The 26,403-nt window shown below is 65.3% G+C and carries 24 protein-coding genes; 11 read left to right on the forward strand and 13 right to left on the reverse strand.

Annotated features, from left to right (window positions below):
* Positions 1-97: 97 nt before the first annotated feature.
* Positions 98-1,168 carry a hypothetical protein gene (locus GGQ93_RS15830; protein WP_174086658.1) on the reverse strand — a complete coding sequence of 357 codons (1,071 nt, stop codon included), beginning with the start codon at positions 1,166-1,168 and terminating at the stop codon, positions 98-100.
* Between the two features lie 464 nt (positions 1,169-1,632).
* A complete protein-coding gene (locus GGQ93_RS15835) occupies positions 1,633-2,040 on the reverse strand; it encodes a MerR family transcriptional regulator (RefSeq protein WP_045318677.1) in 408 nt (135 codons plus the stop codon).
* Between the two features lie 77 nt (positions 2,041-2,117).
* Here GGQ93_RS15835 and GGQ93_RS15840 point away from each other — a divergent pair, with 77 nt between their 5' ends.
* The 5 genes from GGQ93_RS15840 to merA all read left to right on the forward strand — a co-directional run bounded on the left by GGQ93_RS15840 (position 2,118) and on the right by merA (position 6,224).
* The gene (locus tag GGQ93_RS15840; RefSeq protein WP_021696242.1) at positions 2,118-2,513 is read left to right on the forward strand and encodes a mercuric transporter MerT family protein; all 396 of its coding nucleotides are present in this window, start codon (positions 2,118-2,120) and stop codon (positions 2,511-2,513) included.
* A gap of 12 nt (positions 2,514-2,525) precedes the next feature.
* Entirely contained in the window at positions 2,526-2,855 is a 330-nt protein-coding gene (locus GGQ93_RS15845; RefSeq protein WP_021696243.1) for a cation transporter, read from the forward strand.
* 153 nt (positions 2,856-3,008) lie between these two features.
* Positions 3,009-3,251, forward strand: a complete 243-nt coding sequence (gene merF, locus GGQ93_RS15850) for a mercury resistance system transport protein MerF (RefSeq protein ID WP_021696244.1) — start codon at positions 3,009-3,011, stop codon at positions 3,249-3,251.
* 65 nt (positions 3,252-3,316) lie between these two features.
* Positions 3,317-4,672: a dihydrolipoyl dehydrogenase family protein gene (locus GGQ93_RS15855; protein WP_021696245.1), complete on the forward strand. Its 1,356-nt coding sequence runs from the start codon at positions 3,317-3,319 to the stop codon at positions 4,670-4,672.
* Between the two features lie 67 nt (positions 4,673-4,739).
* Positions 4,740-6,224, forward strand: coding sequence for a mercury(II) reductase (merA, locus tag GGQ93_RS15860; protein WP_021696246.1), 1,485 nt, complete (start codon positions 4,740-4,742; stop codon positions 6,222-6,224).
* Positions 6,225-6,768: 544 nt separating this feature from the next.
* Here merA and GGQ93_RS15865 read toward each other — a convergent pair.
* The 5 genes from GGQ93_RS15865 to GGQ93_RS15885 form a co-directional block, all read right to left on the reverse strand.
* Positions 6,769-6,993: a hypothetical protein gene (locus GGQ93_RS15865; protein WP_156494703.1), complete on the reverse strand. Its 225-nt coding sequence runs from the start codon at positions 6,991-6,993 to the stop codon at positions 6,769-6,771.
* A gap of 433 nt (positions 6,994-7,426) precedes the next feature.
* On the reverse strand, positions 7,427-8,020 hold the full coding sequence (locus GGQ93_RS15870; protein ID WP_066552799.1) for a 7-cyano-7-deazaguanine synthase: 594 nt from the start codon (positions 8,018-8,020) through the stop codon (positions 7,427-7,429).
* Positions 8,020-9,213 (reverse strand): PfkB family carbohydrate kinase, encoded by a 1,194-nt coding sequence (locus GGQ93_RS15875; RefSeq protein WP_066552802.1) that lies wholly within the window; start codon positions 9,211-9,213, stop codon positions 8,020-8,022. The genes GGQ93_RS15870 and GGQ93_RS15875 overlap by 1 nt, the downstream gene beginning before the upstream one ends.
* The gene (locus tag GGQ93_RS15880) at positions 9,210-9,476 is read right to left on the reverse strand and encodes a hypothetical protein (protein WP_156494705.1); all 267 of its coding nucleotides are present in this window, start codon (positions 9,474-9,476) and stop codon (positions 9,210-9,212) included. The genes GGQ93_RS15875 and GGQ93_RS15880 overlap by 4 nt, the downstream gene beginning before the upstream one ends.
* Entirely contained in the window at positions 9,473-10,381 is a 909-nt protein-coding gene (locus GGQ93_RS15885; protein ID WP_174086660.1) for an endonuclease III domain-containing protein, read from the reverse strand. Before GGQ93_RS15885 ends, GGQ93_RS15880 begins: the two co-directional genes overlap by 4 nt.
* A gap of 64 nt (positions 10,382-10,445) precedes the next feature.
* Here GGQ93_RS15885 and GGQ93_RS15890 point away from each other — a divergent pair, with 64 nt between their 5' ends.
* Both GGQ93_RS15890 and GGQ93_RS15895 read left to right on the forward strand, forming a co-directional pair.
* A complete protein-coding gene (locus GGQ93_RS15890) occupies positions 10,446-10,733 on the forward strand; it encodes a helix-turn-helix domain-containing protein (protein WP_066552804.1) in 288 nt (95 codons plus the stop codon).
* 131 nt (positions 10,734-10,864) lie between these two features.
* Positions 10,865-12,808: an NACHT domain-containing protein gene (locus GGQ93_RS15895; RefSeq protein ID WP_183218348.1), complete on the forward strand. Its 1,944-nt coding sequence runs from the start codon at positions 10,865-10,867 to the stop codon at positions 12,806-12,808.
* 182 nt (positions 12,809-12,990) lie between these two features.
* On the opposite strand, the gene GGQ93_RS15900 is transcribed toward GGQ93_RS15895, so the two are convergent.
* On the reverse strand, positions 12,991-13,758 hold the full coding sequence (locus tag GGQ93_RS15900; protein WP_147399892.1) for a hypothetical protein: 768 nt from the start codon (positions 13,756-13,758) through the stop codon (positions 12,991-12,993).
* 397 nt (positions 13,759-14,155) lie between these two features.
* On the opposite strand from GGQ93_RS15900, the gene GGQ93_RS15905 reads away from it, so the two are divergent.
* On the forward strand, positions 14,156-14,758 hold the full coding sequence (locus GGQ93_RS15905) for a GntR family transcriptional regulator (RefSeq protein ID WP_081836073.1): 603 nt from the start codon (positions 14,156-14,158) through the stop codon (positions 14,756-14,758).
* 5 nt (positions 14,759-14,763) lie between these two features.
* On the opposite strand, the gene GGQ93_RS15910 is transcribed toward GGQ93_RS15905, so the two are convergent.
* Positions 14,764-15,414 carry a GntR family transcriptional regulator gene (locus GGQ93_RS15910; RefSeq protein ID WP_052004693.1) on the reverse strand — a complete coding sequence of 217 codons (651 nt, stop codon included), beginning with the start codon at positions 15,412-15,414 and terminating at the stop codon, positions 14,764-14,766.
* Positions 15,415-15,660: 246 nt separating this feature from the next.
* On the opposite strand from GGQ93_RS15910, the gene GGQ93_RS15915 reads away from it, so the two are divergent.
* The 3 genes from GGQ93_RS15915 (at position 15,661) to GGQ93_RS15925 (ending at position 19,210) form a co-directional block, all read left to right on the forward strand.
* On the forward strand, positions 15,661-16,149 hold the full coding sequence (locus GGQ93_RS15915) for a helix-turn-helix domain-containing protein (protein WP_147399891.1): 489 nt from the start codon (positions 15,661-15,663) through the stop codon (positions 16,147-16,149).
* Positions 16,150-16,761: 612 nt separating this feature from the next.
* On the forward strand, positions 16,762-17,448 hold the full coding sequence (locus tag GGQ93_RS15920) for a lasso peptide biosynthesis B2 protein (RefSeq protein WP_052004694.1): 687 nt from the start codon (positions 16,762-16,764) through the stop codon (positions 17,446-17,448).
* 64 nt (positions 17,449-17,512) lie between these two features.
* The gene (locus GGQ93_RS15925; protein ID WP_183218350.1) at positions 17,513-19,210 is read left to right on the forward strand and encodes an asparagine synthase-related protein; all 1,698 of its coding nucleotides are present in this window, start codon (positions 17,513-17,515) and stop codon (positions 19,208-19,210) included.
* Here the strand turns inward: GGQ93_RS15925 and GGQ93_RS15930 are convergent.
* From GGQ93_RS15930 to GGQ93_RS16350, 4 genes are all read right to left on the reverse strand, one after another.
* On the reverse strand, positions 19,146-21,536 hold the full coding sequence (locus GGQ93_RS15930; protein WP_035305709.1) for a S9 family peptidase: 2,391 nt from the start codon (positions 21,534-21,536) through the stop codon (positions 19,146-19,148). The genes GGQ93_RS15925 and GGQ93_RS15930 overlap by 65 nt on opposite strands.
* Before the next feature lie 219 nt (positions 21,537-21,755).
* Entirely contained in the window at positions 21,756-24,707 is a 2,952-nt protein-coding gene (locus tag GGQ93_RS15935) for a TonB-dependent receptor (protein ID WP_035305712.1), read from the reverse strand.
* Positions 24,708-24,789: 82 nt separating this feature from the next.
* Complete coding sequence (locus GGQ93_RS15940; RefSeq protein ID WP_081836075.1) at positions 24,790-25,785, reverse strand: FecR family protein; 996 nt, start codon at positions 25,783-25,785, stop codon at positions 24,790-24,792.
* Positions 25,786-25,788: 3 nt separating this feature from the next.
* The gene (locus GGQ93_RS16350; RefSeq protein WP_197019695.1) at positions 25,789-26,289 is read right to left on the reverse strand and encodes an RNA polymerase sigma factor; all 501 of its coding nucleotides are present in this window, start codon (positions 26,287-26,289) and stop codon (positions 25,789-25,791) included.
* Positions 26,290-26,403: the final 114 nt, after the last annotated feature.

Here is a 26,403-nt window from a genome sequence, read left to right on the forward strand (position 1 = left end):
ATCTGCTCTTCCGTGAACCTCGATCGCTTCATTCTGTCCGTCCTTCGTTGGGCGGACTCTAGCTATTCCTGGAGGAGTTTCAGGGGGTCACGTCAGGTCACGTCAAGGATCCTACGGTTACCTCATAGGTGTCGCCTTCGATTACGACGACATTGCTCGGCTCACCGTCTTTGATGATGACGTGGTCCAGCACGAAACCGGGATCATGGTGGGTGTGCTGGCTGCTGAGGGGCATTTCAGCGAGGTTTGATGCGCTGGGCTGGTCGGGCAGAATTCGCAGAGGTTCGGAGCCTCTGGTCCCTCGCCGCCGTGAGACGGGGCGTCGCTTCTCGTCGTCCTGACGTTCCTCCCCGCCTGTCAGCGAGACGACGATCCGCTTCACATCGAAAGGCGCCTCGATCGCGTGTATGCGGGTGATGAGCTTTCGCCATTCGCCCGGTGTGACCCGCGTCCAGCGCCATTCGACATGCCACTTCGTAGGCTGATCATAGGGGTAGATGGTTTCAGGATAGATGCGACCTTTGCCGGCCACCGCAGTCTGAACCGACGCAAAGACGCGTCGGAACGCCGTATGCATTTGCGGGTTGGTGACGATGCGAGCGGCGATCTCGGCCTCGTGCCGAGATAGCGGCCGGTAGGCGGCGATATGGACGGTTGAGGGGTCGTCTGAGGCGCGGCCACTATTGGATGCGTCGAACACCTGCCGGCGGAAGGTTGGCGCGATCTTGTGGCCGCCTTCGACCGTCAGCTTGAGGAACGACGCCGTGCCCCCGAAGACGTATCGGATCAGCTCCATCGCCGGGACATAGTAGCGGTCAACGGGGCCGGACTTTATCTGCCAGACCGGCGCATCGGCAAAGCCGGTGACTGGATAGGGAGGTCGGTCGGTCTTTTCCCATGTCGGGTCGGCATCGCCGAGTTTGTGGGTTGGCAGGCCAGAGATCCTATCGACCTCAATGGTGGCGATCTGCGGTCCCCTTTTATCCGCCACGGGTTCGCCGTTGCGCCAGCGACTTCCAATTGGAAGGCCAGCCACATCGCTCAGAGCCCGGCGCAGCAGGCGCATCTGTGGCAAAGGCTGTGAGCCTTCTCTGAAGCGCCAGCGCCAATCCGCCAGCAGCACCTCACCCATCCAAGCGACAGGGGTGGAATCCACGGCGCCGTACATCACCACTTCCCAGACGGCGTCGTCCTCGGGGAAGTCATCGAACGCATAGGCGGGGCGCCTGCAGGGAGGCTGTGACAACGCTAAACTCGCACTAAGGCCTATTTTCGGAACGGCCGAACATCCAGGGACATCACAACCGGAAGCTTAACGGCTGTGCGATTTCCAGTGGCTGAAATGGGATTGGCCTCTGAAGTAGGGGGGGAGATGCCCCCGCCTTTTGGAAGACAATAGCGGACGAGGCGCCGCTGTCTGTGTGGAGCCAAACAATTGGGCGCCTCTGGTCAGTTCGTGTGGACGGCTTGCGCCAAGCTGGACACGGCATCGGTAAGAGTTGTGGGGCGACAGAGCTATTCAACCAAGCGCCGTCGCCCCACAACGGAACTGACCCGCAGCAATCGGTCTATCTAGAACTAACTGTCGGCTGATGACTCATTTCAGACCTTACCAGGGTCCGCTCTGCGCCCTCAGTCTGACGTAAGCGCCTCCAGAACCGGGCATTCCGGTACTTCCCCGCCCGAGCATTTCGCGGCGGCGTTGGCGAGGATCCGTTCCATCCGCCGCAGATCGGCAATCTTGGCGCGCACATCCTCCAGCTGCACTTCGGTCTTGTGTTTGACCTCGGCACAGGTCTGGGTCCCGGTGTCTGTCAGCGCCAGCAGCGAGCGGGTCTCCTCCATCGAGAAGCCGATATCCCGCGCACGCAGGATGAACCGTAACCGCTGCGTCAGGTCTGGCGAATAGACCCGGTAACCGTTGGCCGAACGAGGCGGCGGGGGCAGCAGTCCGACCTTCTCGTAATAGCGGATGGTTTCGAGGTTGCACCCGGTCAGCTTCGCCAATTGGGCCCGCAACAAGCCCGTCTGAAGCACCATGAAAAAAGCCCTTGTGTCTGTAGCAACTACAGGGATTACGCTGAAATCAGTCAGAAAGAAATCGAGAGAACTTATCGATGTTTTCAGCACCGGAGCCGGAGCCACCGGCATCAACGCCGGACGAGGGCGCGAAGCAGGGCCGATGGATCGCGGGCGGCGCGCTGATCGGCGCGGTGCTGGCGTCGGCCTGCTGCATCGTTCCGCTGGTGCTGGTCATGCTTGGCATTTCAGGGGCGTGGATCGCCAACCTGACGGCGCTTGAGCCGTACAAACCCTATGTCGCCGCCGTCACCCTGGCCCTGCTCGGCTACGGGTTCTGGCACGTCTATTTCAAGCCGAAGCCGCCCTGCGAGGACGGGACCTACTGCGCTCGCCCGCAATCGGCGCGGACCACGAAACTGGCCCTTTGGTTCGGGTTGGCCGTCGTCATCATCGCGCTCACCCTCAACTGGTGGGCTCCCTATTTTTACTGAGAGGAAAGACCCATGAAAAAGACATTTCTGATCGGCCTGGCCGTTGTGGCCGTGGCTGGCGTCGGTGCCGCCGTCGCGTTTGATGGACCGGCACAGAACCGTCCGGCGGCGACCGCCGCTGCCCAGCAGCAGACGACTTTCGCCATTGAGCACATGACCTGCGCCACCTGCCCGATCACGGTGCGCAGGGCGATGGAGAGCGTGCCGGGCGTCAACTCGGTCGAAGTGGACTTCGCCGCAAAGACGGCCCGCGCCACCTACGACCCGGCGCGCGCCACGGCCGCGCAGATCGCGGCCGCCTCGACCAATGCCGGCTATCCCGCCCGCGTCGTACAAAACTAGGCCCCGCAGGCAACAAGACGGCCTTCATCGGCGCCAGAGCTCCCGCCCCCCCGCATGGGGGTGGGACCAGGCCACCAACGCAATGCATCGCGTGCATCCCGGCCTCGGGCTGCAGCCGGGGAAGGCTGCGCGTCTTCAGGATCAAACGGCGTTATGGCTGACAAGGCTGACAAGACGGACGGGACCGACAGCCTGCTGCTGCGGATGGGGGTGATCGGCACCGTCATTGTGGCGCTGTGCTGCTTTGCTCCGGTGCTGGTGGTGCTGCTGGGCGTCGTCGGGCTTTCTGCGCTGACGGGCTGGCTCGATGTTGTGCTGCTGCCCGCGCTGGCCGTGTTCGCCGCGTTGACGGTCTATGCCGTCTGGCGGCGTCGGCGGCGGATGAAGACCACCTGATCGACGGCCCACCGGACAGCGCCGATCGTCAGAGGCTGCAGGCCCCCGAAATGGAGAAGACTGACATGACCGACACATATGACTACGACCTGATCGTGATCGGGGCCGGGACCGGCGGCAACGGCGTCGCCCGGATGACGGCGGCGGCGGGGTGGAAAGTCGCCAGCATCGACAGCCTGCCCTACGGCGGCACCTGTGCGCTGCGGGGCTGTGATCCCAAGAAAATGCTGATTGCCGTCACCGAAGGCGTGGACTGGGCCCACACCATGGCCGGCAAGGGCCTGGAGGCGCGGCCCTCGGTCAACTGGCCCGAGATGATGGCGTTCAAGCGCACCTTCACCGACGCCATGCCGTCGCGCATCGAAGCGGGCTTCCGCAAGGCCGGAATCACCCCGCTGCATGGCGAAGCACGCTTCATCGGGCGCGATACGATCACGCTAAACGGCGAGACCCTGCGCGCGAAGCATTTCCACATCGCCACCGGCGCACGGCCGATGACGCTGAACATTCCCGGCGAGGACCTGCTGACGACCAGCACGGAATTTCTGGAGTTGTCCGAGCGCCCCGACAGGATCGTCTTTGTCGGCGGGGGGTTCATCGCCATGGAGTTCGCCCATATCGCCCAACGCGCCGGAGCCAGCGCCGTCACGGTTCTGGAAATGGCCGGGCGGCCGCTCGGGCCCTTCGACGCCGATCTGGTGGCGATGCTGGTGGAGGCCTCGACCGAACTGGGCATCGACGTGCAGACCGAGGCGAAAGTCCTCAAGGTCGAGAAGCAGGGCGACGAATTCGCCGTGTCCTATGAAACGCCGTCCGGCATCCAGGTGCTGACCTGCGATCTGGTGGTCCATGCGACCGGTCGCGTGCCCAATATCGACCATCTGAACCTGCCGGCTGCAGGGGTGGACGCCGGGAAGCGCGGAATCAAGGTCGACGCCGCCATGCGTACCACCAATCCCGCCATTTTCGCCGCCGGGGATTGTGCCGACAGCGGGCTGAACCTGACCCCGGTCTCGGCCTATGAAGGGCGGATCGCGGGCAAGAACCTTCTGGCCGGGAAGGACGCACGGCTCGTGTCCTATCCGCCGATACCCAGCGTGGTCTTCACCCTGCCGCCGGTCGCGACCGTGGGGCTGTCCGAGACGGCGGCGACGGAAAAGGGTCTGGAGTTCGATACGCATTTCGAGAAGACCTCCGGCTGGTATTCGTCGATGCGGGTCGGGGCGACCACGAGCGGATTCAAGGTGCTGGTGGAACAGAAAACCGGCTTGATCCTCGGCGCGCATCTGATCGGGCCGGGGGCCGAGGAACAGATCAATCTGTTCGCCATGGCCATGGGCGCGGGGCTCACCGCCAACCAGATCAAGGCCATGATTTTTGCCTACCCCAGCTTCGCCTCGGACATCGGATCGATGGTCTGAGGCCACTCACGCGCGCGTCGGCTGAACCCATGACACTACTGGCCCACCCAACAGAACGGACTGCACGATGAACAAGCCCGCAAAGGACCTCGACTGCTGTTCGGGTACCGCGAAAAAATCCGGCCATGCGAGTTTCGACGTCGCCGTCATCGGCGCGGGGTCGGCGGGATTCTCCGCCGCGATCACCGCAGCCGATCTGGGTGCCCGGGTGGCGCTGGTCGGCCATGGGACGATCGGCGGCACCTGCGTCAATGTCGGCTGCGTCCCGTCCAAGACATTGATCCGGGCCGCTGAAGCGGTTCATGCCGGCCAGGCTTCCCGTCGGTTTCCCGGCCTGGGGGGCAGCCTCAAGCTGGAAGACTGGGCTGCGCTCGCGGCCTCGAAGGATGAGCTGGTCGCGGGTCTGCGGCAGAAGAAATATGTCGACCTGCTGCCGGCCTATCCGGGCGTGACCTATGTCGAAGGCCGGGCGCGCTTTGTCGACGGCAGGTTGCTCGTCGATGATGCACCGATGCCGGTCGGCAAGATTATTCTGGCGATGGGCGCGCGCGCCGCCGTTCCCGAAATTCCGGGGCTGGATAGCGTCCCGTGGCTCACTAGCACTTCGGCGCTGGCGCTTGAACGTTTGCCCCGGTCGCTGCTGGTGATCGGCGGTGGGGTAGTCGGTGTTGAACTGGGACAGATGTTCGCCCGGCTTGGCGTGGCCGTCACGATCTGTTGCCGCAGCCGGCTGTTGCCCGACATGGACCCGGAGTTCAGCGTCGCCCTTAAGACCTATCTGGAGGCGGAGGGTATCAGGGTGTGCACCGGGGTCGGCTACCAGCGGATTGTGCACGCGAAGCACGGGATCGAACTCACCTGCGACCGTCCGCCCGGCAAGGGCGCGGCGCGCGACCGGGATGCGGCGGTCGAGGTCATCGCCGCAGAGCAGGTGCTGATCGCGACGGGCCGCCAGCCGAACAGTGACGGCATGGGACTGGAGTCACGGGGCGTCGCATTGTCCCGCCATGGCGGGATCGTCGTCGATGCCCATCTCGAGACCACGGCCCCAGGCGTCTACGCAGCCGGGGACGTCACCGGGCGTGACCAGTTCGTCTATATGGCGGCCTATGCCGCGAAGCTGGCCGCGCGCAACGCCGTCGGCGGCAATGACCATCGCTACGACAACAGCACCATGCCGGCGGTGGTATTCACCGACCCGCAGGTCGCGAGTGTCGGCCTTACTGAAACGGCGGCGAGGGCGCGCGGACTGGATATCAAGGTGTCCTTGCTCGCACTCAATCAGGTGCCCCGGGCACTGGCAGCGCGCGACACACGCGGGCTCATCAAACTGATCGCCGACAAGACGACGGACCGCCTTCTCGGCGGGCAGATCATGGCCCCCGAAGGCGCGGACGCAATTCAGACGATGGTGCTGGCGATCAAACACGGCATGACGGCCGCCGAGCTGGGGGCGACGATCTTCCCCTATCTGACCACGGTCGAAGGTCTGAAACTCGCCGCACAGACCTTCGACATGGATGTAGCAAAGCTCTCCTGCTGTGCGGGGTGAAGCGAGCAATTTGGGCCGCTGCCTCACCCCCGAGCATCAGGTGACGGTCGGGTAGTGCATCGCGGCGGAGAATGTTGTTGTCCGCAATAGAGCGGATTCCCGTGTTTGGCACTCGGAGAGGTCACAGGCATTCGATAGCCCGGAGCCTCGATTGGAATGTCGTCTTGTTGGCGGGCAGTTGGTGTCCGCTCTTGGCGCATCAGCGACGGCGCGCGAGTCGGGAACCTTGATCCGTCGGTCGCGCCGCTCGGCGCGGCGAGCCGCCTATGCCGCCTTATCTTGAGCGTCATTCACTGGCCGCGAGAACGTCGGCGCATGGCGATAGAGAACGGCCAGCCCGCCCGTCATGATAAGACCACCAGCCCCATGGCCCCGCCCCAACGCACGACATCGTCGGGACCCGTCGAGACGAGCGCCGCTGTTAGTGACAGCACCGAAAGCACCAGGAACGTGATGATCGCCGGCCAGTTCGTCCGCCTGCGGAGTCCGCCACTGACCGGCGCGCCTGTCATCGGGTGCCCAGAATTGTGGCCCCCTCTAGCTGTCAGGCTTGTTTGGCTGACAACTGAAAGCCGCCGGCTCCAATAAATCGCTCAGAAGGCAGGCCGATCACATTAAGGAAAGCGCCGCCCATGAACCCGAGAGGGCAGGCAAGCAGATCGAGCCATTCGGCCAGCATGCCCGCCACGGACAAGATCGCGCCCGCGTCGCGAAGAATGAGAGTTTCAGGATTGCGGTAGGCGGCGGAAACCTTGGCGGCGTCGATCACGACGCGAACCGTAACGCCAGGAGCGGAGCCCAAGATCTCCGACACCTCTCTATGATTCAGACCGTACAGGTCGTGATTAGAAACAGCCATCGGCATGAAGGCGTGGGTGGCCGGGTCGTAGAGGAGGGCGCGACGGTCCTCGTCTCCGATGCATAGGAAGCTATAGGGGTGAAGACCTCCGGCGGACGGTGTGATCCTCCGATGGACTGGAATACCCGCGCGGCCGACGAGCCTGTCGTCGGCATCTTTTGTCAGATGGTGAAGAAGGTTGCCGGCGGGGCCAAGGCCAATACTCTCGCCGACGGCTGAGCGGCGGGACCACGCCACATCGGCAAACAGCCGATCAGCGCCGGGCCAGGGCGCCGCGCATGGCTCCGACGGTCCAACGGGCCATTCGAATGGCGACCATTCTCCGGTCGCGTTCGGCTTCGGTTCAGTGGGGTGTCCAGCCAAGGGCTTCCCACGTCTCGAAATGTTTGACGCAGCCTCTGCACTGCCCGCAGGCAAGGTTGCCCGTATGGCATGAGTGAGCCCACGCTAGGACGCTTTGCGGAATCTGGGAGACCTCGACCAACTCAGGTGCGGAGTAGCCGATCGCTGGCGCGCTCACCCTTAGTCCGCCTTCCTGCATTTCCATTAGCGAAGAAATCTTCCCGATGAATTCTGGTCGTCCGTCCGCGTGGTGGCCGTCCGTCCTGAGCGCCCCGATCATGAGTTCGGTTTCACCGAACTGGAGCGCCGCCGTTCCCGCCAGCGTCAGGATCAGCTGGTTGCGGAACGGCCACCACTCGCTCGCCGGTGCCACGGCTGACGCCGGGCGCCCCGCCAAGTCGCCTGAGCCCAAGGCGGAGCAATCCGCCCGAACGACCTCACACCGCAGCCCCATCGCTTCGGCAGCGGCCCGACCAGCAGCCTCTTCGGCCTGGGCGGGCTTCTGTCCGTAATCGACGAAAATCGAGATCGTCGGTCGTTTCCACCAAGCGATGCTGACCGAGTCCATTCCGCCTGAAAGCAGAAGGGCGGCCATCAGGCGGGCAAGGCCCAGATGGCTCTATAGATGGCCGACGCGAAATCGCTGTGTATTTCACACCCGGTACCTTCCATCATTTTCAGGTCTTCGAGGCGGACGTTCTGGGCCAGGCCGACAACGGGGATGCCCTTCTTCACAGCGTACCCGACCTCGAAAATGGTGCCGGGATCCATGCCGTTGAGAATGGCAAACACCACGTCTGATCTCTCCAGGCCTTTAATGTCCTCCGGAGCGACGATGTCCGCCGGGCCAGGCCCCACCTCGTGAACAGGCGAAAACACGTTCGCCCCCATTTCCAAGAGATAGTCGTTTGCCTCTTCGACGAGCCACCGCTGGCCGATGTCGAAGAACGGTCCGGCGAGATAGACGGTGCCCTTGCCTGGCGTCAGAGGCTCGAAGCTCTGTTGACGCAACGCCTCCGGATCGGGCGGAGGCAGGCTGCGGTTTTCGCAATAATAGGCCGTTGCTCGGGAGGCGATGTCTGCTGCCTCGAAGGGGTCGAGTCCCTGAACGCCCCAGAGCGCAGCGAAAGTCGAAGAGAAGACATCCCCAGAACCGATCTTGAAGACGCTGGCTGATTTGTAGAGCGGAACCCGCTGAACCCTGTCGGCTGTCATCACCAGGGCGCCCAGGGGGCCCATCTTCAACACCACCACTTCGACGCCATCGCCGAGCAGCGATTTAGCGGCGATTTCGGGATCTTCGATCCCGGTCATCGACTTCGCTTCCGCCTTGTTGAGGACTATGGCCAGGCGCTCCGCCGTGGAACCGTTCGCGCCGAATGGCTGGGTTCCGAACGAGGATTGAGGGTCGTAGATGGCTTTCTTGGCGTGGACGACGGCGTCGCCTTCGAGCATCCCGTAGCGCAACACCACGTCACCGGAGACGGTGATGGGCTCGTTGGTCACGGTCCCTGGTTGAGGGTTGATCCGGGGCGCGGCCAACGGGTGCAGATAGTCGAAACACACGCTGGCGGGTGTTGGGTGACCTTCGAACGTGGCGCCGCAATCGTCAGCCAGGGCTTGAGCACCGGTCGCCGTGGCGGAATCGACATAGGAAACCAGACGAGCCCCAGGGGCGATTTGCGTGGTCGCGGCCAGCGCTCGGCCTGCCGAACCATATATGGCGTCCCACAGCGGCTCGACGCATCGTTCGCGGTACACGCCGCCGACAATCGTGAACGTGGTCATACGCGGGCAATCCGCACGTCGTAGATGCCGCCGTTGATGGTCATGATGGTGGCTTCATAGTCGAAGCCACGGTCGATGCAGGTGATGACGCTAAGGTAGTTGGCCATTGTCAAAGACCCGGCCCGAACACCAGGTGTTCTCTCCACGACCAGTACGGGGGCGGCGCCTGTCCTATCGACTGCGACCTGCAGGGTATTCCCCGGAACCATGCCTGCAAGAATGGCTGCTTGCGGGCTGTTAATCGGCCCGCGCAGCACGATCATGCATGAATCCGCCGCCCCCCCACCGGCTCCGCCCGCCTGCGCGCCGCCTGTTTGACCCGACCCATAGCTTCTGGAGTCGCTACGCGTTCCGCCACTACCTGACATTGATTCTCCCCCCATTCGAGTAGGGGCAGACGCTCGTCGATCGGCGTTTCACCGTCAATCAGTAGTTTCATCAGTGAGCGGTCCAGTCGCCGCATCGTCCCCCACATGATGGCGTCGATAAGCGATGCCTTGGCGCCGGCACCGATGCAGAAGTCCAGGAAGCGGCGCTCCAGATCCAGGTAATGACGGGCGGGATCGGCCTTGTCCGGGAACACGCCCATGTGGACGCAGGCCCGCACGATATGAACGTCGAGAATGGCGACCGCATCGCTACCGCGCCGGTTCCGAACAATCCACGATGCCGTCTTGGGGCCAATGCCTGGTAGCCCGCACAAGGCGTCTCGCAGCTCCAGATCGCCGAGGTCGTCCTCGTCGATCTCGTTCAGGCCGGCGAGTGTGCCAGCTAGATACTTCGCTCTTTGGGAGGCGAACCGATAGCGGATTTGACGGCCGTGTACGGTCAGGGGCTCTGTCAACAAGCGCTCCGCCCACGCCAGATCGTGCGCGCCTTCCGGATCGGCGTTCAACGCATCGATCACTCGCTCGGAGGCAGCAAGCCCAACTTCCGCCGGGGCGCCATGGCCGCCCAGCAAACACGTCACCACTTCTTCGACCAGCGTGTTGCAGAGCTGGAACCCTTCCGCCGGCGTTCCTTCGAGCCAAGCTTGGCTGACCCAGAACGCCGGGGTTAGGGCGTGTTCGAAAGCGCCCCAGCGGACCCCTGGCATGACCCACTCGTCAGCGTCTGGAAGATCCAGAAAGCGATAATTTCCGTCCGAGCCGCCGATGATGCGTTGCAAGGTCCGAAGCTCCATGTAATGCATACAATTTGTATGCATTACATGGTGTTTGGTCAACCGAAATATGCTCGATACGGACGCTATCAGGCGGAGGATTTCGGAGCTGGGCTTAAGCCAGGCGCAGGTCGCGATCGCCTGCGGAATGACCCAGCCACACCTCAGTAAAATCCTCTCGAACGCCGTCAAGCCGGGGAAGAAGGCCACGTCCGCATTGGAGGCGTGGCTCAGTGGGGAGAAGGCGACATCCACCGTCGATCAGCTCGGGAGGCTCGCTGCACGCCTAGAGGCGACCACGCCTGCAAAACGTATGCATGTCATGCAATTTCTAGCGACGCTTGAGCGCCTTCTCTAGGCGAAAGGCGCCTAGAGAAGGCGGGAGGCAAAGCGGCGGCTTGCCGGCTTCGTTGCCGATGGCGAGATCAGGCAAATACCTTCGACTTAAACCTTGGCGTGCCGATATCCGGGGGTCCTCGATGTTTGGCCATGGCCGAATCCGAAGGCGAGGTCGTCGGTCTGATCGACGAGGTCGTGGCATGGCTGGCTACGGAAGACCCCACGCCGCTGGCGATCCTCGGCGGTTACGGGGCCGGCAAATCGAGTTTCGCCAAACGCCTCGTGACGCAGCAGGCGGCGCAGGCTCTGACGGATCCCAGCGCTCGCCGTCCGATCCTGATCAAGCTCGGCGGGCTGTCCCGCTACAGCGATCTGGAGGGCTTCCTCGGCGCGATGCTGACGAGTCAGCACAATGTCCGGGGATACAACTTCACCCGCTTCCTGGACTTCAACAGCAAGGGCCGTTTCCTGATCGTCCTCGACGGCTTCGACGAGATGAAGCACGCGATGTCCTTCTCGGAGTTCCGCGCGCAGGTCGGTCAGTTCAATCAGCTCATCACACCGGGGGCGAAGGTGGTTCTGCTGGGCCGCCCCTCCGCATTCACCACCGACGCCGAACACCACTATGTACTGAAAGGGCGCATCCCTGCGCAGGATCGCTGGCGCAAGCTGCCGGGCTGGCCCGAGTTCAGGGAGTACCGCCTCGCCGATTTCAGCGACGCGGAGCGCGATCTCTTCATCGCCGGCTTTCTGGCCTATCAGGCCGGAACCTCGGGCGATGGGGGTGCGGATGCGGAGTGGGTCGACAAGCGTCGCCAGGAGGTGTCCGAACTCGCGGCGGCGGACCCTGCGGTTTTCGGACGCCCCGTCCATCTGAAAATCCTCGCCGAAATGGCGGCGGACCGCGAACAGGATCTGACCCGACTGCGCCGAAGCCCGTCGCGCTGGTCGCTTTATGATGAGTTCTTTCAGTCGCTGGCGCGCCGTGAGGCCGAGAAGCCCGCCCGCACCCCCATCGGCGAGAAAGATCGACTTCGTTTCCTGGCCGAACTCGCCTTTTGGCTTTGGAGAGATCGGGCCGCAGCAACGAGCTTCGTCGCGGAGGTCATTCCATCGGACCTTCTCGCGGACTTGCCGGATGGAGACGCGCACGAGGTCGAACACAAGCGTCGGGAGTATCTCGCCGGGGCCTTCCTGGAGCGGAAAGCCGGCGACATCTATTATTTCCCGCACCGGTCGTTCGCCGAATTCCTCGTGGCCTCCCGGATGTTGAGCTGCCCGCCGCAGGCAGGCGACCATGTCCTCTACGGGACCCTCGCGCAGGAGGGCGTTCTGGAGTTTCTCCAGACCCCCGAAAACCAGCCCCGCCTCCGCGCCTGGGCGGAAACCTTCGTCTCGGCGCAGGGCTCGCTCCGGCCGAGTTACATCCGCCTTTTGATCGATGCTTTCGGCGGACCAAACCCGCTCATCCAGCACATTCCTTCAACCTACTGGACATTGCCGATCCGACTGATCGGCGGATCGTTGAAGATCGATCCGTCGAACCTGGCGCCTCTGCGGACCGCGATGATGCAGGCTCGCGTTCCCGAGCTGGCGCTCGCACTGCAGTTGCTCGAGCCTCACGGCGTTCTCGCCTCTGAAGACACTGTCCGTCAGGCGCTGGAGCCGATGATCGCCGGCGTCCTGATCGAACGAACCCTGGGACACGTCCGAGAGCTGCCGCAGAATGATCGGCTCTCGGTCGATGGCGAAGAGGGCGAGCGCATGCGTGCGCTTGCGACCGCGGGGGTAAAGGAAATCGCGGCCGGCCGCACAGGGCGCGTGGTGTCCATGAACTGGCTTGGACTGCTTGAAGGGGCCTGGGCGGCGAGCCAGGCGCACGGCGTCGTCCTCAAGACCCACGCCCCTCAACAAGCCTCGGGTTACCCACCCCTCGAACTGCCTCTCGATGTCGTGCTCTCGACGATCCCGGTGGCATCCCGCCCACGGATTCAAGGGTTTCTGCATAAGCTTTCCGACCTGCGGCACATCATCGTTGTCGCGCGCCGTAACCCGCGCACGATCGCAGCGGATCGGCCAATCCGGAGGCCCTGAATTCCGCTCGCGCGAAGCCCTTCCCGGCGTCGTGCGGCGCGGTTGTGCAGGCGACGCGCGATCATCGGAGAATGGCCGACCGAGGCCGTGGGTGCGTGGTGAGGTGACGTGGGCGCCGAACGTTTGCACCTGATCGACGGACCGGGACCGCCGACAGGAGCGGTGCGCCGCCCAGCCGTCACTCAAAAGGGCGAGAGCGCCAGGTCGACCCTCTCGATCAGGGCCCGAAAGAGTTCAGCCGTTTCGGTCACATAGGCTTTGGTGAAGACCGTCAGCTTCTCGTTGTTCTTGTCGCGGCCGTTTCGATGGACGCAGTCGTGACGATGCTGAATCGCGACAAACAGCTTCTCCCTCTGTGTTTGCTCCTTGAGGAGTTCGACCTCCAGAGCGATCCGGTACAGCGTGTCGACCTTCGCGAGGTTGTGGTAGCGGATGTCGGCCAGATAGGCCCCGACCCTGTCTCGGATCAGGCCGGGATTTTCCTGGATCTCCGCCAGGGTGAACCTTTCCTTCGCCAGTTCCTTGTCGCCGGCGAGAAGCCGCCCCAGACGCTTCTCGTCGCCCAGCACTTCCTTGAGAAGCGTGTCGCCGAGGAAGGCTTCGAGAGCCGCAACGTGCTGAGAGAAGACCATCCGATTGATCAGGGCGCCGCCGTCGTCCGAGCCGTGGGCATCGAGATAGGCCTGCGCCTGCTCGAACGACTCCGCCCAGATTGAGAGCGGGTTTTCCGGGAGAGCGTAGTCGGACCAATCCTCCTCGGGAGAGTAGAAGGCGACATCCGCCGAAACCGCCGTCTCAGGATGGGCGTTGAGCCTGACCTCGCAACTGCCTGCGCTGTTCACGACATAGGCCTCAAAGACGGTTTCGCAGTGGGGGCATTCGACCTCGGTTTCGCCCTCGGAGTTCAGGTCCGACATGCTTTCGGCTGCGCTCCAGTCCGGCTCGGGCACCTCCGCGCTCGTGACCGCCAGGGCGTGGCAATCCGGGCATGTGAACTGGATCTGCGTCTCGAAACGTTGGGTCATGCGGGCGCGGTCCTCTTGAATGGGCGGGGGTCGGCATTGGGCCGACCGCGCGAACGCCAGATATCGCGGAACAGGACCGACTTCGCCCCCCAGTTGCTGTCTCTGGACAGACTATCACACGACCGGAGTAGAACGACGCCCTCCGAAGCTCCCAATACGCAAGAAGTTCGGTGATCGTCCGCAAAAAAGTTGCGGGTCACACGCAATCTATTGGCGGTCAAAATATAACCTTGCATTGCATCAAATATATCTGCACTAACTTGTGTAATCGGATCGGCCTCCCCCCGTTTCCCGGTCCGCCCATTGTTCAGTCGAGGGCGTCATGCAGACTTCCGAACCACGAGACCCCTATGGAGCGGCTCTGGGTGCTCTAAAGCGGTTCGCCGAGGCGGGCCGGTTTGTTCCGGGCGAGCCGATCGTGGTGACGGAGCTGGCGGCGGAGGTGGGATTGAGCGCCACGCCGGTCCGGGAAGCCCTGGCCTGTCTCGCGGGACAAGGGCTCATCGAGCGCAGACGCGGACGCGGCTACTTCTACCCGTCGCTGAGCCCGGCGGAGATCATCGACCTGTTCGAACTCCAGCTCGCCTATCTCCACGCCGCGCTGACCCTCTACCCCCGCGGGCTCACACCTTTGCGCAAGGCGGCCGTTGCGGTCGATCCGCTCGACGGCGTTCAGGCCCTTTTCGACGCGATCATCAACCAGTCGACCAACGCCGCGCTTGTGCTGGCCCATCAACGTGTCGTCGACCGGCTCAAGGCCGTTCTCAAGGCCGAGCGCATCCATGAAGAAACTGACGGCGCGACCGTAAGGACCATGGTGGAGGTGATCGTCGACGGGCGGATCCCGGCGCTCCTGGGTCTGCTGGAATCCTATCACGAGCGCCGCTGCTCACGCACAACGATCCTGGTGATCGAGGCCGCCTGATCCCCTCACTCCGTCCCACTTCGCGCCACCTCTTCCCGAGGCCCGACGCCGGCGAAGACCAGAGCGGCCAGTGCGCCAGCCGCCCCGATGCGCCGGTCATGGTAGCGCCCGACGGTCGCAGCGAACGCGGGCGCGGCCTCCTCATTGTAGGCGGTATAGAGCCCTATCGCCTCGTCACAGAGATCGTCAAACAGGGTCGCCTCATGGCGGCGCACCAGATCGAGCTGTCCGCTCACCTTCTGAAATCCGTCCCACAAGGCCTGATTGCCGGCGCTGCAGACGATGGTCGCGAACAGCCGGTTCACGGCCGCTATGGGACGACCGTGTTCGTAAGCGGGCGCCGGCGGACGCACGGCTCCGAGGGCGCGCAGGTTCACCTCGACGGCGATGCGGACGTAGTGGCCATGCATCGCCCAACGGTCACGGGCTGCGGTGGCGTCCAGCCGCAGGGTGACATAACCGCCGGTCGACGCACGCTCGACCAGTCCTTCTCCGCTCAGCCGAGCAAGAGCCTCTCGGATCGGCGTGGTCGACAGGCGCAGCCGCCGGGCCTCGTCCTGAACAATGACCGGCGACCCGCCGGCCAGGGCTCCCGAATGAATACGCTCACGCAAAGACGACAGCGCCTGGGTGAACGGGTCGCGATTACGCGCCATGTTCAGATTCCGATCTGCTCGGACCCCGGTCCGCCCCCTGATCGTCCACCCAAGCATCGTTCCCCAGACCGGCGAGTTCGTCTGCGAAAATCTTCTTCGGACAGGCCGCCATGCTCTGGCGCGCGCCCCGCCGATTTCTTGCGGGTTCTTCGTCTCGCTCCGGAACCATTCAAAAAAGTCGCACACGCCTGCATTGATTCGACACACCCAACACAGCACCTTCAGTGGTGAAAGGTCGAATCGCCTATGCTTTCCGATCCACCAGAAAAGTTGAGTGATGCACGGCTGATCGGTCTGGCGGCGCGGACGGTGCGGCGTGCCCGAAACATGACCGCCCAGCAGGTGGCGACCGCCATGAACCTGCCGCTTCGCACCTACGAATACTTTGAAGCCGGCGCTGGCCGGGTGAACCTCGACTACGTTCACCGGTTCGCCGTCGCGACGAACTGCGACCCGTGGTCGCTCTTGCTCGGCCCTTCGCTCGGCTCGATCGAGTTCGCGCGTCAGACGGCTGACAGCAAGCTCATGCTGATCTTCCTCATCGCCCTGGGCGAGTTCGTCCGGAAGATGGGAGACCGGCTTTTGACGCTCGATCCCCGCGCCCTGATCGAGGCCTTCACCGAGACCTTCCGCAAGCTGGAGGAAGAGAACCGGGCCAAGAGCGAGGAAACCGAGTCCTGGCTCGACGCGGGCCGCGACCGTCTGGCGGGCAAACCGCCGGAAGATGAGGTCTGAGCCGCAGCAGTTGAAATACACGACAGATATAGATTGCCGCTGGGGTCACCGCGGGCGCTCCATGACCTGCCGCAATCCGCGGCGACTTGCGAATGGAGGCTACCATGACCAGCACCGTTCAGATCCGACTGATCGGCTTCGGACCCGTCACCGCCCTCACCCGGGGCGCCATCGTCGGGCCGCCGCTGGAGATCGAAGAGACGCCGTTCGACGGCGTGGCCTGATCGCCCGGGACGAGCGTCGTTCGCGGCGCTCGTCTTGCCCCACATTGAGGATGACCGGTCGCCCGACAGCCGTCGCGGCGACGTTTGTGCATTCGCTCCTGTCCGATCGACAAGGCTCAAATACACGACAGATATAGATTGCGACCGCCGGCTTCGGAGCGGCTCCATAGGCTGCCGCAATCCTGCGGCCTCACAACCTGGAGGCTCTCATGACTGGCATCGCTCAGATCCGACTGATCGACCTCGGTCCCGTCACTGTTCTGACGAGGGGCGCGGTGATCGGCCCGCCCCTCGAACACGAGGAAATGCCGTACGACGGCGGGGCCTGACGGCCTCGGGGACGAACGCCTTTTGCGGCGCTCGTCCCCAGCCGCCGCGCGCGTGCCTCATGGAGAACCAGACCTTCGATTCCCCCACGCCCTTCGTCGCCGAGCCGGGGAGCGCTCTCGCCCACCTTTGGGAGCATCTGCATTTTGCTGTCGTCGATGAAGACGTCATTGTGCTCGATGAACGGACGGACGCTTACAGCTGCCTGCCCGGCGCCGGAACGGTGATACAAGTCCGTGGCGACCTTATCGTCGCCCCCGAACCCGTGCTGGAGCAACTTCGGGACGGCGGGTTTCTCGGCCCCTCGGGTGAGACCCGGGCCGTCGCGCCGCCGGCGCCGACCCGAGCCCTTCCCCTGCCGCCGTCGCCTGCGATCGATGTGGTTGCGACCACGCGGTTCTGGTGGTCCTGGTGGCGCGAGGGACGGAATTTCGAATCCCGATCCCTCGCGAGTCTGCTCGCCACGCACCGCCGGCGCTCCCCCTCCTCGAGCCTGTCCGAAGAGGAGGTCGCCCGTCTGACGGCGGCCTTCGTGCGCCTCCTGCCTTGGGCGCCGGGACAGGGCGCCTGCCTCTACCGGGCGCACCTGCTGAGGACCTTGATCCGGGACGCAGGCGGAGACGTGCGATGGGTGTTCGGGGTTCGCACCTGGCCATTTTCCGCCCACTGCTGGCTGCAGGTCGGCGACGCGGTGCTCGACGACGAGCCGGACCGGGTCGCCGTCTACACCCCGATCATGGTCGTCTGAGGTGGGGCATTTTCTGCATCTCGCCTGGTCCGACACCAGCAACCTTGCTCTCGCCGAAGGCCTTGTGGCTGAAGCCCAGGCCCGAGGGTTTGTCCCGGTCCAGGTCATGGAGCAGGCGTGGCTCGGCACGAAGGGGCCGAGGCCCCTGGCGGTCCACCATCCCGCCGGCGAGCATCTGCTCGTCCTCGGCGACCTGTTCGATGCCCTCGACGGGGATCGAACCCCTATCCCGACGCACGGCGACGACGCCGACCGCGCACGCGCCCTGATCCGGCGGTACTGGGGGCGGTACATCGGGATGTTCAGGACGCCGCGAGGCCAGGTCCGCCAGATCCTGCGGGACCCTTCCGGCGCCCATGAATGCGCGGCCTGGCGGTACGAAGGTGTCCAGGTCGTCACCTCCGAACTCTCCGACTGGCTGCTGGAAAGCGCCGCGCCGCCGGTCCAGATCGACTGGGACGTGGTGGGCGGTCTGCTGCGCGACCCCATCAATGCGACCGCGGCCAGTCCGTTGATCGGGATCAGGGTCGCCGAGGCCGGCGACCTGACCGATCTCAACGCCCGGCGAACGACTCCGCTGTGGCGTCCGGTAGACTTCACCGCCTCGGTCACCTCCGATCCCCGCGAAGCCGCAGCCTGGCTGAGAGGCCGGATCGACGGCTGCCTCGCCGCCTTCGCCAAGGTCATCGAACGGCCGGGCGTCGAAGTGTCCGGCGGGCTCGATTCTGCGATTGTCGCCGGCGGCTTTCAGGCTGGGGGAGCGACCCCGCACCTCTGGTTCAACATGTTCGGCCCGTTCGCCGAAGGCGACGAGCGTCGGTTCGTTCGAACCCTCGGAGATCGCCTCGGCTTCGAACCGCACTGCGTTCAACGCGCGATCAGGCCGATGACGACGGAAGGGTTCGAGGTCACCGCTCGAGGTCCCAGACCCGGAGTGAATGGAAGAGATTACTCGTTCGACACGGCCGTCGCGGAAGCCTGCCGGGAGGCCGGCGTCGACGCCCTCCTGACCGGGAAGGGTGGCGACGGGGTCTTCTTCCAGATGGGGGTTCCGGACATCTTCACCGACGTCCTTCGCGAGCGGGGTCTCGGCGCTGTGTTCAGCCCCGCACTACCGCAACTGGCGCGGTGGACACGCCGATCGACCTGGTCCCTTCTGCGCACCGCCCTGAGCACACCGCGACGCGCTCCGCTCGACCGGTCGGCACGCAGACTGTCCATCTTCAATCCGGAGAGCGTTTCGCACGATGCAGAAAGGGATCTGCATCCGTGGCTACGCGGGCTGGAAACGGTCCCGCCGGCCAAACGTCTCCAGATCGAATCCGTGGCGGCGGGCCTGGCCTATCAGAGCCAGTGCCGCCGAACGGAGGCTGCCGACCTGATCCATCCGCTTCTGGCTCAGCCCGTTGTCGAACTGGCGCTCGGACTGTCCGTTCCCCTCCTCACCGACGACGGTCGGGCCGATCGAAGGCTGGCGCGCGCGGCCTTCGCCGACAGACTGCCGCCCGAAATCCTGCACAGGCGATCCAAGGGTGAGATGACCGCCTACTTCGGGCGCCAGGCGGCCGCGAGCATTCCGTTCCTGAGAGACCACCTGCTCGGGGGTCGCCTCGCTGCGCGCGGACTTATCGACCGGGGTCGTACGGAAGCCCTCCTCGACCCTGACCGTCTGCTCTGGAAAGGCAGCGTCCCGGACTTCACGATGGCGGCAGTGATGGAGAGCTGGGTCCGGCGCTGGGAGGCGATCGGGGCTGGGGTCTGAGTACCGGCGGGACCTCGCCCGAGCTGAGGGTGCGGTCGAGGAAGGCCACGATCTCCGTGTAAAGATCCCGGATATTGTCCGGGCTCCAGAGGTGATGGCCCTCGCCCCAGTAGGTGAGAAGCCGTGCATCCTTGTTCTGTCGCCAGAGCGCCGAGAACATGATCTCGGACTGGGTGCTCGGCAGAAGATCGCGGTCACCGTGGACGAGAAGAACCGGTGCCGAGATCCGGTCCGCGCCGAACAGGGGACTGTTCCGGACATAGAGGTCAGGCGCGGTCCAGGGCGGCGCGCGCATTCGCCCCTGGCTTTCCTCGGCCCATCCGATGCGCTGGCGCAAGGAGAGTCCGAACTCCGGATTGTCCCGGTTGGCGGGAGAAAACTCGCCCCAGGCGGTCGCAAGATCTGACAGGCCCGCAACGGAGATGATGGCCTTGAACCGGTCCGTCTGCGTGGCGGCGACCAACCCAGCATAGCCGCCGAAACTGTGTCCCCAGTGCGCGACGCGGTCCGGATCCAGATCCGGGTACTGCGCGAGGGCGGCGTCGACCACCGCCAGGACATCCTCAGCGTAGTCCTCCGCGGGCTCCTTCTCCCGGTCGAGAGGCACGATCGGGATCAGCACTGCATATCCGCCGGAGACGACAAGCTGGGGGTTGGCCCAGGCGTTGAGCGCGGCGGGTTCCGACGGCGCGGCCGCAGGGCCGCCTGGGTAGGAGAGAACGACCAGAGGCGTCTTCTCCCCCCGCCACTGCCGGGGGCGATAGAGCCAACTGAACCGCTCTACGCCGTCCGCCCCCCGATGGCGGACCCGTTCGGGCTCGGGGAAGTCGATCTCTCCCATCCATGCGTTGATCATCGACAGTGTCCGGTCGGGGCGACCCGGCTGCTGAAGGCGCAAGGTCTGGACCCCGTTTTCCACGGTGCGGACGATGACGCCGTCGGCGCCGGCGTAGACGCCGGAGACGAAGGCGTCGCCCGTCGCCATCACGTCAGGATCGAGGTCCGGGCGGGCGATCGCACCATCGGACAGGCGCACCGCCATCCAGCCCCGCCGGGGTGGAGAGTTCCGCTGGCGTCGCTGCGACTCCAGATAGCCTGCGCCGTCGAAGCCGGTCACGACGCCGGTCGGAGCGACCATCGGCGCGGCTTCGCCAGAGACGGTCACGGCCCAAGGGCGGCCTCCGGCGACCAGCAATAGCCGCTCCCCGTCGATGGCCCCGATGTCGACGGACGGCGGACTGAGCGCCGCCGTCAGGTTGACGGCGCCCTGGCGTCCGAGCCGGTGCCAGTCGTTGCGCTCGCCCGTCGCGGTGTGGGCGAAGAGGACAGGCCAGTCTCCCAGCCAGTCCGCATAGACGCTGTTGAATGTGGCCACCCCGCCGCCGGTGTAGGGCCTGAGACCGCCGAGATCGTAGCGCTGCACGGCGTCACCGTCCGGGTCGACGCCGAGAAGGTCGCCGGCCTCCCATCCTTCGGCGCCGCGCGCCCACACCAGCAGACGATCCGAGGCCGGCGACCAGGCCAGCAGGCTCGGGGCGATATCGGCGTCGCCCAGCGGCGAGGTCACGGCGCCCGTCCGCAGGTCGGCAATGCGAAGCCTTCGCTCCCGATCAATGGCCTGCGGCTCGAACGCTGTTGTCGGGTCGAAGGTCGCCGCCGTGGCGGTCTCGACCAGCGCCAGGCGATCTCCGTCCGGGGAGAGTTCGAGGTCGTAGAACCAGCCTGCGGCGAGCGGGGTGGCGATGCCTGAACGAACGTCGAGTCTGACCGCCTGGTTCTGCGGAGGCTGGGGCATGTCGCCGGCGAAGGCGCCGCTGCCGAGGGAGGTCCGCTGCGCCGGTCCACCGGCGTCCGTCGCACGCCAGCGCGCCTCGAGCGCTCGCCTGCCTCGCGCACCGCTGGCCAACCATTGCGGCAACGATCCATCGGGTCTCACCAGCAGCAGGAGCTCGTCGTCCGAACGCCATTGCGCCGCCTCCCCGAAGACAGAGAGCTCCGGCGACAGGGAAAACCAGTGGACCGTCCGATCCGACATTTCCACGACCCCGGCCTGCCACCGGTGATCTCTGAGACGGAAGATCAGGAGTCTGCGCCCGGACGGCGACCAGGGCCCCAGGACGTGGCCGTCTCTCTCCTCCGGCCGAAGGAGGCTCTCAGCAGGCCGGCCCGAGGCCAGATCCACCACTTTCAGACGGCTCACGGTCCATGGGTTGCGGAGACCGAACTCGAACGACGTCGCCTGGTCGTAGGGCGCGCGTTGTTCAAACACCGCCCACCGCCCCGTCGGATCGATGGTGGCGTTGCCGAAGGACTCCGCCGCGAGCATGTCATCCGTGCGATAGGGACGACCCGGTGTTGCGGGCGAGGGAGATCCGGTGGCGACCTCAACTCCCGCCGGAGCGTTCTGTGGGATCTGCGCGGCAGCACCCCATCCCGCGCCCGACAGTAGGATGAAGGCCGAGGCGGCGACAAATGCGCGCGAACGCGCGCGGCGTCCTGCGGACGCCGTCTGGCGTACGCTCGAAGCAGCTCGGGGCATGACGGCCTACCAGCGCTTGATCAGCTGGAACGCCGCGACCCGGCCAAGCGGACCCGCCTGCCCCGGATCGAAGCCGAAGCCTTGCGGGGAGTCATAGAAGGGCGGGTCCGCGTCGAAGACGTTCTGGATCGTCAGGGCCACCTCGACGCCCTCGGCCAATCCGGTTCCGACCCCCGCCCAGCGCAGCTGAAGATCGGCGGTCGTGAAGGCGTCGATGGTCCGCCCCGCCGCGTCGCGGTAGTCGGCGGCATGGTTGACGCCGATCCGCGTCGACCAGTCCCCGCGCGTCCAGGTTGCGGCGGCCTGGGCGCGGAGATCGACGGGGAAGCCCACCAACCCGAGAACGTCCTCGCGAACGGCCACCGGGGTCACCCGACGGCTGTAGTCCAGCAGGTAGGATGCCGAGAGGGAGAGACCGAAAGCGTTGTCTCCTACGTCGAAGTCGTAGCTGCCCGCCAGATCGATCCCCTCGACGTTCAGTTCGCCGGTGTTGGCCCATCGGCCGTCGAGGATCACCGAGTAGGACGACGCCGGATAAAGGGTTGGCGAGACGAAGCGCGGGTCGGCGAGGAAAGCCTGGACGCGAGCCAGATCGGCCGCATTCCCGGGCGTGAGACGGGTGACGAACGGCGACAGGCTCGGATCGACGAGGATGCTGGTGATGTTCTCCAGCGCCGGTCGACCGATCTTGTTCTCGAAACGGATGTCAAAATAGCCCGCGCTGAACCGCATGCCGGGCCGGGGCGCCCATTCGACCCCGAGGGTGAGGCTATCGGCCGTTTCCGGTTCGAGGTCGGTATTCCCGCCGGACTGCAGGATCGCCACGCGGCTGACCCCGGAGTCGGACACGGTCAGGGGACCGAGCTGGACCCGATCGAAGACTTCGGTGAGGGCGGGGGCGCGAAAGGACGTCCCCCAGCTGGCGCGAACCGTGAACGGGTCCGAGGGCTGCCAGATCAGGCCGATCTTGGGATTGGAGGTCGTGCCGACGTCGTCATAGTCCTCGGCGCGCCCCGCCAGGGTAAGCTCCAGACGCTTGATCCCGGGCATTGCATTGGCCTCGCCCACCAGCGGCGCCCGCACCTCCATGAAGACGGCGCCGATGTCGCGGACCTGGGGGTCGCCGATGGTGATGACCGGAGCCACGCCCGAAGCGAAGTTCTGGCTGCGACGGTTGAACTCCTCGCGCCGGAACGACGCGCCGATCGCAATCCGGAGGTCCCCGCCCGGCAGTCTCAGGGGTGAGCCGTCCAGCATCAGATTGGCGGAGCTGATACGGCTGCGGTAGCGGGACCAGGTGTAGCCCTGCGAGATAAAATCCAGAACCGCGTCGCCGTTGGCCCCGCCCGACCCGAAGGGATTGAAGTATCCGTCCCGGGCTGCGTTGTAGGAGGTCGCCGGATTGTCGACGGCGTTGCCCAGCGCTTCGGCGAGGAAGGTGCTGTTAAGCTGGTTGTTCGTGCCGCCTTCGCTGAGCTCCTCGGCGAAGGCGCCGTAGGCTTCCAGCGTCCAGTCCCTCGGCAGCGCGATCTCGATCCCGGCGGTCCCGCCGAGGCTGCGCGACATGCCGTAGCTCTCGGTCGGACCGAGGTCGCCGATGAAATTGTAGGCGATCAGGTGGGAGGCCGAACCGGTCGGCGATACGAAGAAGGGGTTGTTGCGTCCGATGGTGAGAATGCTCACGGGCGCGAGGTTGGCGTATTCGAACGTCCGCCGGCTGAAGCGGGCGTCGGCGGACACTTCGATGTGCGAACCGAGGTCTTGGCGGACGCTCGCATAAGCGCTGTGGCGCTCCTGGAGCGGGAGGATGTCGACGTCGGCCCGCCGGTTGCCGAGGTTGGCGCCGCCTGCCTCGAAGTCCGACGGCGTGCGCGCCGTGCCGTCGGGACCGGGTCGGATCGCATAGGTGCTGCGATAGGCGCCGCGAGACGCGTCGAACACAACGATGCTGCCGGGCGGCCCGTAGAAGCTGCGGCGATCCGTGCCGCCCCAGGGCCTCAGATCGCCGGTGGCGGTGTAGTCGCGGTCCGCCGAGTTGAGCGCCGATTGATGCTGATACTCGTAGGACAGGAGCGCCGAGCCGGTCTCCCACCGCGTCCCGAACAGGTGGGACGCCAGCAGGTCCTCGCCCCCGCCTTGCGCCGCAGAGGCGCGCAGCCGGGTTTCCTGACCCTCATAGCTCCGCCGCAGGATGACGTTCACCACGCCGGCCACCGCGTCAGATCCATACAGGGCCGAGGCGCCGTCGAGCAGCACGTCCACGCGCTCGACCGCTCCACCCGGGATCGCCGAGACATCGGCGAACTCCCCCTTCATTCCGGTCCCCGCCAGGCGCCGCCCATTGACCAGAACGAGCGTCGCGTCCGCCCCGAGCCCTCGGAGGTTCACGCCCGTCGCCGTCGAGGTGTTGCTTCCTAGCGAGTCGGCGCCCAGCAGCAGGCTGTTGGGTGTCGCGTTGCCCGAATAGGACTGAGGCAGCCGAACGAGGGCGTCGGCGACCGTGGCGTCGCCGCGCCGGTCGAGGTCCGAGCGCGAGATCACGGTCACGGGGGACGGCGATTCCCCGGGGCCTCTCAAAAGCGTCCCAGTGACGACAACCTCGTCGATGACGGTGGCGTCGTCGGTCGCCGCCTGCTGCGCCGAAGCCCGGCGCAGAACTATCACGCCCGGCCGACTGCGCGACCAGACGACGCCGCTTCCGGCGAGCAGGCGATCCAGCGCCGTGTCCGGCGCATGCCGTCCGCTCAGTCCCGGTGTCCGAAGGCCGGCCACGAGGTCGGCGGTATAGAGCATCTGCACATTGGCCTGCCGGGCGTAGGCGATGAGCGCCGCGTCCAGCGAGCCGCTGGAAATATTGAACTCGCGGGCCTCTTGGGCCTGCACGTCGGTGGCGAAGGCCACGGCGGCGATGGGCACGAGCGCGACGCCGGCAAGCAGGCTTCGGGTGCAGATGGTCATGAGTTAGGTCCTCTCTGACGCAACGGCGCGTCGAACAGGAGACGCAGGGCCGTCATCTCATCTGAGTTGGAGCCTGAAATTTTTATCCGCCGACGGATCGCGCGGTGAGGCGGACGCCGCCGTCGGCCTGCGGCTGGGCGGTCAGACCGAAGAGATCCGAGACGGCCGCGACGAAGGCGTCCCTGTCACCCGTGGCGAAGGAGCCGTTGACCGCGACCTCCGATGCAGGCCCGGCCGCCAGGACAATCTTGTCCGGAAGGTAGCGATTGACCTCGGCGACGGCGTCGCGCAGCGGCGTGCCCCGGAAGACCAGGTGACCCTGCGACCAACTCGTCTCGACCGTCGCATCGACAGCAACCGGCGCAGGGTCACGACGCGATGTCTGGACCTGTTGCCCCGGGGTCAGGCGCCAGTTGCGGGTCTCGGCCTGGACATCGGTGACCGCGACCGATCCCTCGACGAGGGTCACACGCGCCCCGGTGGATTCGCGCCGGACGTCGAAGACGGTGCCCAGGGCCGTGACCTCCGTGCCCCCGGCCTCGACCCTGAAGGGGCGGGTCGCATCGTGGGCGACGGTGAACAACGCCTGACCCTGTTCGAGCACGATCCGCCGTTCGCCAGAGGCGAACCGCACCCTGATCCGCGTGTCCGTATCCAGCCGGACCTGGGTCCCGTCGTCGAGCGCGACGACCCGTTGGCCGCCGATCTCCGTTTCGTACAGGCCTCGCGTGGGCAACCAGAAGACCAGCGCTAGCGCCAGGGCGGCCACGGGGACGAGGACGACCGCGACCGGGAAGAGCCGTCTGGACCATTCGCGTTTCGTCCTTGGCCTTGAGGTCCGCAAGGTGGCCTGGGTCAGGTTCTGGATGTCGCCATCCGACGAGAGGGATCCCGTGCTCCGCCAAAGACGCTCGACCTTGTGATAGGCCTCCACGTTGCCAGCGGTCTCGCGCCACGTCTTGAACGCATGGAGCGTGTCGGCGGACACGGGGCGTTCCCCGAGTCGGACATGCCACTCGACCGCTTCACGGTCCGCAACGCCTGTCGCGCTCTGCGGGTCGCTCATGGCGTTCCCCATCGGCTACAGCCGCAACTGGGCTGCGCAGTACTCGAGCGCCTTGATCATCCGCCATTGGACCGTGGTCACGGGGATGTTCAGCCGCTCGCCTATCTCTTGATACTCCAGATGCGCGAAACGGCTCAAGACGAACACGTCCCTTAGTCGGGGCGGCATCGTCATAACGATCTGCTTGAGAAGGACCATGTCGATCTGAGAGGCGGGATCCACGAGCGGATCAGGGTCCAGCCGATCGTTGGCCCCGAGAGGCGCTGGCCCCCGCCGCCTGGCCTTATCAATGATCAGGTTGTCGACGATCTTCAAAAGCAGCGCCTTGGGATGCTCGATCAGACCCTTGCGACTGTATGGCGCGGCCCGGATCCAGGCCTCCTGGGCGAGGTCCTCGGTTTCGTCGCCGAAGCGCTGCCTCAGCCGCGCCGTGAGCCAACCGGAATAGGCGCGATAGAGATCGTGAAGGCCGTGATCGGCCTCCTTGTCTCCCACACCTCCAGTTCGATCCGACACGGGCTCGCCTCCAGATGATTGACGTGACCCCCGTTTCTCATCCAGCCATAACGAGAGTCCTAGGTTGATCTGAGCTGTGATCGGCTGGGTTGGCAAGAGGCCGGTCTGCGCAGC

Origin of the sequence: Brevundimonas aurantiaca (assembly GCF_014199955.1) — a bacterium.
GTDB classification, from domain to species: Bacteria; Pseudomonadota; Alphaproteobacteria; order Caulobacterales; family Caulobacteraceae; genus Brevundimonas; species Brevundimonas aurantiaca.